The 6,000-nt window shown below is 41.2% G+C and carries 6 protein-coding genes; 3 read left to right on the plus strand and 3 right to left on the minus strand.

Annotated features, from left to right (window positions below; all coding sequences use genetic code 11):
• Positions 1-204 precede the first annotated feature (204 nt).
• Entirely contained in the window at positions 205-1,182 is a 978-nt protein-coding gene (locus BLT18_RS10880) for a ring-cleaving dioxygenase (RefSeq protein WP_091273857.1), read from the plus strand.
• Between the two features lie 134 nt (positions 1,183-1,316).
• Here the strand turns inward: BLT18_RS10880 and BLT18_RS10885 are convergent, their stop codons facing one another.
• Entirely contained in the window at positions 1,317-1,715 is a 399-nt protein-coding gene (locus BLT18_RS10885; protein ID WP_091273858.1) for a hotdog fold thioesterase, read from the minus strand.
• 169 nt (positions 1,716-1,884) lie between these two features.
• On the opposite strand from BLT18_RS10885, the gene BLT18_RS10890 reads away from it, so the two are divergent.
• Both BLT18_RS10890 and BLT18_RS10895 read left to right on the plus strand, forming a co-directional pair.
• On the plus strand, positions 1,885-2,529 hold the full coding sequence (locus BLT18_RS10890; RefSeq protein WP_091273860.1) for an ABC transporter ATP-binding protein: 645 nt from the start codon (positions 1,885-1,887) through the stop codon (positions 2,527-2,529).
• Entirely contained in the window at positions 2,519-3,298 is a 780-nt protein-coding gene (locus tag BLT18_RS10895; protein WP_091273861.1) for an ABC transporter permease, read from the plus strand. Before BLT18_RS10890 ends, BLT18_RS10895 begins: the two co-directional genes overlap by 11 nt.
• A gap of 253 nt (positions 3,299-3,551) precedes the next feature.
• Here BLT18_RS10895 and BLT18_RS10900 read toward each other — a convergent pair whose 3' ends face one another.
• Positions 3,552-5,135, minus strand: coding sequence for a benzoate-CoA ligase family protein (locus BLT18_RS10900; RefSeq protein ID WP_091273863.1), 1,584 nt, complete (start codon positions 5,133-5,135; stop codon positions 3,552-3,554).
• Positions 5,136-5,235: 100 nt separating this feature from the next.
• Positions 5,236-6,000, minus strand: a 765-nt coding sequence (locus BLT18_RS10905) for an enoyl-CoA hydratase/isomerase family protein (RefSeq protein WP_091273865.1), incomplete at its 5' end; no start/stop codon positions are given.

Raw genomic sequence — 6,000 nt, forward strand, 5'->3', positions numbered from 1 at the left:
TTCTTTTTCATCAAAAATCGCAGAAATAAATATGTAAAACAGCTAAAAAGAAAAGTCTGCTTTATTACGGGGAATCCTTTCTTTATATGAAGGCGGTTAAAACATGTTACAATGCTGTCAAGTTTCCTCTCTCAAGATTTTCCCACAAAAGCTTCTGTCGCTATTTACTGGATGGAAGCAAATCGAAGAAATGGAGGACGTATGATGGAGTTAAAAGGTGTTCACCATTTATCAGCAATCACAGCTGACGCAAAAAAGAATTTGCATTTTTACACGAACGTAATGGGACTTCGCCTCGTCAAAAAGACGGTTAATCAAGATGACACATCCGTATACCATTTATTTTATGGAGACGAACGCGGCAATCCTGGAACGGAGCTGACTTTTTTTGAAATACCAATGGCTGCCGCAAATAAACCAGGAACCAGCAGTATATCGGCAACTTCTTTACGTGTCCCAAACAATGAAGCACTACAATATTGGAAAAACAGATTAGACAAACACGGTATTAAACACGAGGAGATGGCGGAAAGAGGTGGAAGAAACTCGATTGCGTTTCAAGACTTCGAGGGGCAGCGGCTTGTTCTCGTATCCGATGAGACAGACCGAGGTGTGCCAGGCGGTACTCCGTGGGAAAAAGCCCCCGTTCCCCAAGCATATGGTATAACTGGCCTTGGACCTGTCAAGTTAACTGTACAAAACGCGAATCCTACGGCAAATGTATTAACAAACGTCATGGGTTTTCGCAAAAAAGGATCTTACTCTCCAGAGCACCAAGGACAGCCAGAGATTATTGTTTATGAAACCGGTGAAGGTGGAAGCGGAGCTGAAATTCATATAGAAGAACGCCCTGATCTTCCGCTAGAACGCCAAGGCAGAGGCGGCGTACACCACGTTGCTTTTCGGGTGGAAGATGCAGAAGAATTAGAAAAGTGGATACAGCACATTGATAAGGCCGGTTTGCCAAACTCTGGTTTTGTAGAAAGATACTATTTTCGTTCGTTGTACTTTCGTGAACCTAATGGCATTCTGTTTGAAATTGCTACTGACGGTCCTGGCTTTGACGGTGACGAAGACCTTGAGCATTTAGGCGAGTCTCTGGCTCTGCCCCCTTATCTTGAACCACAACGTGAGCACATTGAAGCAGCTTTAAAACCGCTGGATTACTACCCAAACAAATAGAACAAAAATAACAAGTGTTAACAAACATACGCAGGCCATGCACCAAAGAGGCTTTTCTCTAAACAAGAGACATTGGCTTGTTCAAATTTTAGCAGCTGCCCTGTTTTCCAACGGGACAGCTGCTTCACTGTGCGTTATGCTTCTTTTTCCCGTACAGCAATTGTACACCTTGATATGCATATAAGCTTGTCAGTTTCATCCACTATTTTGATTTCCCACACTTGCGTGGTGCGGCCTCTATGCACAGGCGTACCTAGCGCTTTCACCATTCCCTCTTTTTTTCCTCGAAGGTGATTTGCATTAATTTCAAGCCCAACGACGTAGTGTGTTTCTTTGTTAATAAGATTCCATGCACCTAAGCTTGCAACGGATTCAGCAAGTACTGCCGAGGCCCCGCCGTGCAATATGCCCATTGGCTGGCGTGTATTATTATCTACCGGCATCGTTGCTACTGCCCGGTTTTCACTTAACTCGACAACGTCAATTCCAAGTGTCTCTAGCATTGTATTCTTTACGTATTCATCAGGAATCATTGGTTCTTCTCCTTTTCTAACTGTTATGAAAAAAGTATATCATAAACAGCAGCAAACCAATGAATCACGCCCTCCTTAGAAAAGCTCAGCGAAAAATTTCTTTTGTGTGCTGGAGAATATGGCGATACTATAGAAAGAGAATATTATCCAAGGGAGGAAGGTTACACCTTTGTTTACATTTCAAAACGTAACATATAAAAATATTTTAAAAATACCTGACTTGACAATAAAAGAATCTTCTATTACATGTCTTGTCGGTGAAAGCGGCACAGGAAAATCCACACTTTTAAAATTCATGAATCATATGTTGTCTCCGTCGAGTGGAACAGTGACGTATAAAGACACTCCTATCACTGACATTGACCCGATTGAATTGAGAAGAGACGTATCCATGCTTTCTCAAACACCTGTCCTGTTTGGGGAAACAGTGAAAGACAACGTGGAGGCTGGTCTCCTTTTTGCAAACAAACCTTTCGTTGATGAGACAACACTGCAAGAAGCCATTCATTACTTTTACTTAAAGAAGCCATTAGATGAAAAAGCTGACACATTGTCAGGCGGAGAACAACAGCGGCTCGCTTTAGCTAGAATGAAGGTTCTTGATTCACCTGTTTTTTTACTTGATGAACCAACGTCAGCGCTCGATGAAGATTTGGAACATGATGTAATGGAACGTTTCATTGAATACGCAAGAAACCAAGACAAAACCGTTATTTTTGTGACGCATGCCAAAACGATTGCAAAAGCTTTTGCAGATGAAATTATCGATATTACACCATTCTCTTTGAAAGGGAGTGCCGCTGATGAACGATAACATTATTGATCTGACACTTTGGCAGCTGTTATCTGCTTATATTTTTATTATCATCTTGCTTATCATTGTCAAATTAAGAAAAATCCCTAGAGACAAAGAAATATTGATAGCAACACTTCGCATGACATTTCAGCTGTTAATTGTGGGTTACATATTGATGTATTTATTCGACAATCCTCATCCTCTGCTGACAACAGCCGTCGTTGTTATTATGGTGACATTTGCGATATGGAATATTTTCAAACGTGTCCACGGTAAATTGAATCGAAAGATGAAACAGGTCATTGCTGTTTCTATGGCTGCCGGCACCCTGTCGAGTCTCATTTATTTCAACTTTGTCGTTATTCAATTTTCTCCTTGGTATGAGCCGCGCTATTTCATCCCTATTGCCGGCATGATTATCGGAAATTCTATGACAGGTATAACACTTGGTGTGCAAACATTAGTTGAAGGAATGAACGACCAAAAAAGCCGCGTGGAAGGAGCATTAATGCTGGGGGCTACACCAAAAGAAGCAACTCGTAAAATGGTCAATCAGGCGTTTGATTCTGCTATTTTACCAACAATTAACTCCATGGTTGGAACCGGTATTGTCTTCCTGCCAGGGATGATGACTGGACAAATATTAGCTGGTGTCAATCCTGTTACTGCTATTGAATATCAAATTGCTATTCTTTTAGGTATTACAGGAGCTGTTGCGCTTACCGTCATTATATTTGTTCAAAACGGATACAAAGTATTTTTCAATAACAATAAACAAATTCTCTAAATATCACTCATAAAGAAAAATTGGCTAGTATTCTAAAAGAAGGGAGCACAGCTAAAAAGTGGCATGTCCTGTGACAGTGCCACGCTGACTCCCATCCTAAGGGCTCATGAACAGCTTAATTGCACACACGAATTTCATCAACAAGTTGACACCTTCGCGATCATGCCAACATGTTATGCTTTCCTGTCAATCTATATACAAAAACAGCTTGGAACGAAACACCAAGCTGTTTTTGTATACTATGTCCTTTGTATTAATTATCTACCTTTAATTTATACCGCTGAATTTTTCCAGTTGCCGTTTTAGGAAGTTCATCAACAAATTCAACTTCCCTTGGATACTTATATGGTGCTAAATTTTGTTTGACATACAACTTTAACGTCTCTTTTAATTCATCGCTTGCTTCGTCCTTATTTTTCAATACGACGTATGCTTTCGGATAAACAAGGTTATTTTCATATTTCGCTCCAACAACAGCTGTTTCCAATACATCTTCACGCGTTAAAAGAGTGGATTCTATTTCAATTGGAGAAACCCAGATGCCGCCGACTTTTAACATATCATCAGAACGGCCGGAATACCAAAAGTATCCTTCCTCGTCCTGATAGTACTTATCACCGGTAAACATCCACTCTCCTTGAAATTTATTGTAATTCTCCATAAGGTTTAACCAGTATCCGGATGTTATGCTTTCCCCTTTTATTAATAAATCACCGATTTCATTAGGCGGGAGTTTCCTTCCAGTTTCATCTACAATTTTAGCATCATATCCCGAAACAATCGTGCCTGTGCTTCCCGGCTTTACATTATCCTCTCTATTGGATAAATAGATGTGAAGAGCTTCCGTTGAACCAATACCATCAAGTATGTTTAGATTAAATAACTCTTTCCACTTCTTCACGTACTCCGCAGGCAGCGGTTCACCTGCCGACACACATACACGGATCGATGACAAATCAGGCAGCCGGTCATGTTCAGAAACGTAGTTAATCATGGCACCATACAGTGTAGGCACACCAAAAAATATGGTAGGCTTTTTGGTCTCAATCGTTTCAAATACTCGTTCTGGTGTTGGCCTTTCCTGCAAGAAAATCGTTGTTGCACCAGCACCGAATGGAAAATAAAGACCATTCCCCAATCCATAAGCAAAGAATAATTTAGACGCTGAAAACGTGCGGTCTTCGTTTTTAATATTCAAAATATTGCTTGCATAATTTTCATACGCTGCTTCCATACTTCGCTGCCGGTGAATAACACCCTTTGGATTTCCTGTACTTCCGGAGCTGTACAGCCAGAAAGCAACGTCTTCTGCTGTTGTATACACTGGCTTTAAATCAGTAGAGGCAGCATTGCCGACAAACTCATGAAAATTAATAACATCTGTTCTCGTCGAATTCCCCGATTGTATAACAATCACATGCTTGAGAAAGAGAAAACGATCTCGATATGGTTCGATTCTTTCCCAAATGTCTTCATGCACAACAAATACCTTTGCTCGGCTGTTGTTTAAAAAGTATTCATAATCATGGGGCTGCATCATGGTGTTTACAGGTATTGGCACCGCGCCAATTTTTATCGACCCAAAAAAAGCAGTAACAAATTCCGGCGAGTCATGAGCAGCTATTAAAACTCGATTTTCTGATTCCACATTAATATTAAACAAAGCATTCCCAAATTGATTAACCTTTTCAAAAACTTCCTGATATGTTAGCGTTTGGTCATCGCAGACAACCGCCGTTTTATGTTTATTACTGCTATTGGCATTTTCATCAATAAACCGGAGTGCCGCGTTATATTGCTTCTTCAGCCCCCGGATATCCTCCAACTGTTCAATCATGATAAACCCCCTCATGAAAACGGATACAATATATTTTGTTAAGCAGAGGCTAAAGTCATATTCGCTTTAGCCTCTGCCAAAACCCTTGAAAGCAGACGCCTTATTTTCCACTCCAGTTTGCTTCACGCTTGTCTAAGAAAGCACTGAGACCTTCTTGCGCATCATCGGAGCGGAACAATAGGTTTTGCAGCTCCCCTTCGTAGCGAACAGCAACGTTTAGCGGCATTTCTTTACCATTCATGATGGACAGTTTAATGTTGGATGCTGCATATGTTGCTTTGCTTGCAATGTTTTCTGCATATGCAAGCGTCTTTTCACGTGTTTCTGCCTGCGGGAATACTCGGTCTACCAAGTTAATATCCAGCGCTTCTTGCGGAGACATGGTCTCTCCTGTAATGTTTAAGTCCAGCGCTTTGGAATGGCCTACTTGACGAAGCAGACGCTGTGTGCCGCCTGTACCAGCCAATACACCTAAGCTGATTTCTGGAAGACCAATTTGCCCCGCTTCATCTCCCATAAAGCGCAAGTCACATGCCAGCGCCATTTCCAAACCGCCGCCTACGGTATGTCCTTCCAGACATGCAATCCAGATTTGCGGTGAACGTGCAATCTTATCCAGCGTCTCGTTACAGAATAAGCAGAATTGTGTTTTAAAACGCGGATCTGCTGACTTTAAGAAGCTTACATCTGCCCCAGCAGAGAAGAACTTCGGCATATCACTCATCAAAATAGCTACTTTAATGTCACTGTCGAAACGAATGTCATCAATCGCTGCATTTAACTCTTTGTAATATTCCAAATCATACGAATTTGATTTGTTGACGTGAATGTGTACCTCCGCGATTCCATTTGCCTTTTTAACTGT

Origin of the sequence: Alteribacillus persepolensis, assembly GCF_900099605.1 — a bacterium.
Classification (GTDB): Bacteria; Bacillota; Bacilli; order Bacillales; family Marinococcaceae; genus Alteribacillus; species Alteribacillus persepolensis.